Origin of the sequence: Nostocoides australiense Ben110 (genome assembly GCF_001050535.1) — a bacterium.
Classification (GTDB): Bacteria; Actinomycetota; Actinomycetes; order Actinomycetales; family Dermatophilaceae; genus Nostocoides_A; species Nostocoides_A australiense.
The window spans coordinates 3,442,987-3,445,207 of the sequence record NZ_HG764815.1 but is presented as its reverse complement, the minus strand read 5'-3'; the positions used below and the strand labels follow the sequence as shown (position 1 = coordinate 3,445,207).

1 protein-coding gene and 2 pseudogenes are annotated in these 2,221 nt (G+C 67.0%); 2 read left to right on the top strand and 1 reads right to left on the bottom strand.

Annotated elements, in window-relative coordinates; translation table 11 throughout:
* Window positions 1–87 precede the first annotated feature (87 nt).
* On the top strand, window positions 88–1,269 hold the full coding sequence (locus tag BN11_RS16770; RefSeq protein WP_407668006.1) for an IS110 family RNA-guided transposase: 1,182 nt from the start codon (window positions 88–90) through the stop codon (window positions 1,267–1,269).
* Window positions 1,270–1,283: 14 nt separating this feature from the next.
* On the opposite strand, the pseudogene BN11_RS25365 reads toward BN11_RS16770, so the two are convergent.
* Window positions 1,284–1,842 (bottom strand): annotated as a pseudogene (locus BN11_RS25365) (transposase); the annotation flags it as partial.
* Between the two features lie 69 nt (window positions 1,843–1,911).
* Between BN11_RS25365 and BN11_RS16760 the strand changes: the two are divergent.
* Window positions 1,912–2,221: pseudogene (locus tag BN11_RS16760) on the top strand (ISL3 family transposase); the annotation flags it as partial.

The window sequence follows — 2,221 nt, the reverse complement described above, 5'->3', positions numbered from 1 at the left end:
CCGACACGCCAGCACCGCCCGGCCCACCTCGATCCGCTGCCCGGTAATGACCAGCCCCAAGCCGTCCACACCGGCGAAGGTGTCCAGATCCGGGCGCGTGAAGGTAACGTCAGCCATGTCGAGGTCTTCCAGATCGAAGGCGTAGGAACCTCCATCATCGGAAGGCCTCGACCCTCAACCAAGCAGCGACGCGCACACCCAACCCACACTCTCCTTTGGGAAGAGCCGGTTTGCTGGGCAACGGATCTGACCGATGGTGGTGCCGCGTTGCTGATCGCTCTGCTCGCCGCTCACGGGCAACGGCTGCTCTATATCCCCGGCAGGATCGTGCATCACGCCTCGGCGACGTATCGGGGTGACGGGAAGACTGACGCGAAGGACGCTCGGATCATCGCCGATCAGGCGCGGATGCGCACGGACCTGCAACCCGTCCGGATTGCCACCGACGTCGCGCTCGGTCTGCGTTTGCTGACATCTCACCGCCTCGACGTGATCCATGATCGGGTTCGCGCGATCAACCGACTGCGCGCGACGATGCTCGAGTACTTCCCTGCGTTGGAGCGGGCTTTCGACTACTCGAAGAACAAGGCCGCCCTCGTGCTGCTGTGCCACTACGCGACCCCGGAGAGTCTTCGTCGGATAGGCGTCGCCCGGCTCGCCGCATGGTTGAAGGCGCGGGGCTGCCGCAACAGTTCTGGCGTCGCCAAGACGGCGGTCGATGCCGCCCACGAGCAGACCACCGCGCTGCCCGCGCTATCGATCGGGTCGGCGCTGGTGACCAAGCTCGCCGCGGCGATCATCGCGATCGACGAGGACCTCGCCGGCATCGACGCTGAGATCACGGAGCGTCTCGCGCAACACCAGAGTGCTGCCAATCTGCTCAGCATGCCGGGGTTCGGGCCCGTGCTTGCCGCCACGTTCCTCGCCCAGATCGGGGGGACCCTGGATGCGTTCGAGAACGTGGATCGGCTTGCCTGCGTCGCCGGGCTCGCGCCCGTCCCTCGAGACTCCGGACGCATCAGCGGGAACCTGCACCGACCTCGCCGGTTCAACCGTCGCCTGCTGCGGACCTGCTATCTCGCCGCTCTGTCGAGCCTCAAGAACAGCCCAGCGTCGCGAGCGTTCTACGACCGCAAGCGCGCCGAGGGCAAGTCACACAAGCAAGCCCTCATCGCTCTCGCTCGGCGACGCATGAACGTCATCTGGGCCATGCTGCGCGACAACACCCACTACGTCGAACCCACCGTCAACGTTCCGATCACCACTTGACTTCTTCATTGAGATTCCCAGTGCCCGGGTACCCGCCGGTCGGCTGCGTCCGGGTCACGCTCGTCGATCGAGACCATCCCGAGGATCGGCGCACCGCGCCGACCAGCGGCTTTGCGTGGCCGTCGCCGGGTCTGCTTACGGCGCAGGAAGATCCCGTGCCTGGCCAGTTCACCGCGGGGCATCGCATAGATGAACTGGTAGATCGCCTCGTGCGAGGCGGTCTTGCCCTCGGCAGGCGTGGAGCCCTTCATGAGTTCCACGGTGTCGTCGCTGGCCTCCAGGGTCAACCGGCCCGCGATCTGGCGCGGCGTGCGGGACCGTTTCAGATCCCCTAGCACCCGCATCCTCAGGACCGGGTCCAGCGCGACCTTGCGGTCTTGGGGGCGGGCGCGTTTGCGCTGGGCGGCGACGTCGGCCGCGACCATCCGATAGCCCTTGGTCTTGGTCGAGTTCCGCTTGACCTCCCCGCGAGACGACCGAGGTCGCCCGGTCGATGCCCTTCGCGATCCGCGTCAACGACCACCCAGCCTTCAGACCGGACGCGATCTCCGCCCGATCCGCCGCGGTCAACATCCGCCGAGTCCCAGCCACCAGCACCCTCCATCCCCAGGCCCCTCAGCGGGGGCGTTGCTTGGACGCTATGACACTGCCGAGGGCCGCTCGAGTGAGGTGTTCGCCACCTGGCTCAGTGATCAGGATCAGGCCTGGCGCGATGCCATCGAGGTTGTCGCGATGGACGGGTTCACCGGCTTCAAAACCGCTGCCGCGCAAGAACTTCCGACCGCGGTCCCGGTCCTTGACCCGTTCCACGTGATCCGCCTCGCCGGGGACGCCCTCGATGAGACACGCCGCCGGGTTCAACAGGCCACCACCGGCCACCGCGGCCGCAAAGGCGACCCGCTCTACGCTGCCCGCCGCACCCTAAACACCGGCTCCGACCTCCTCACCGACC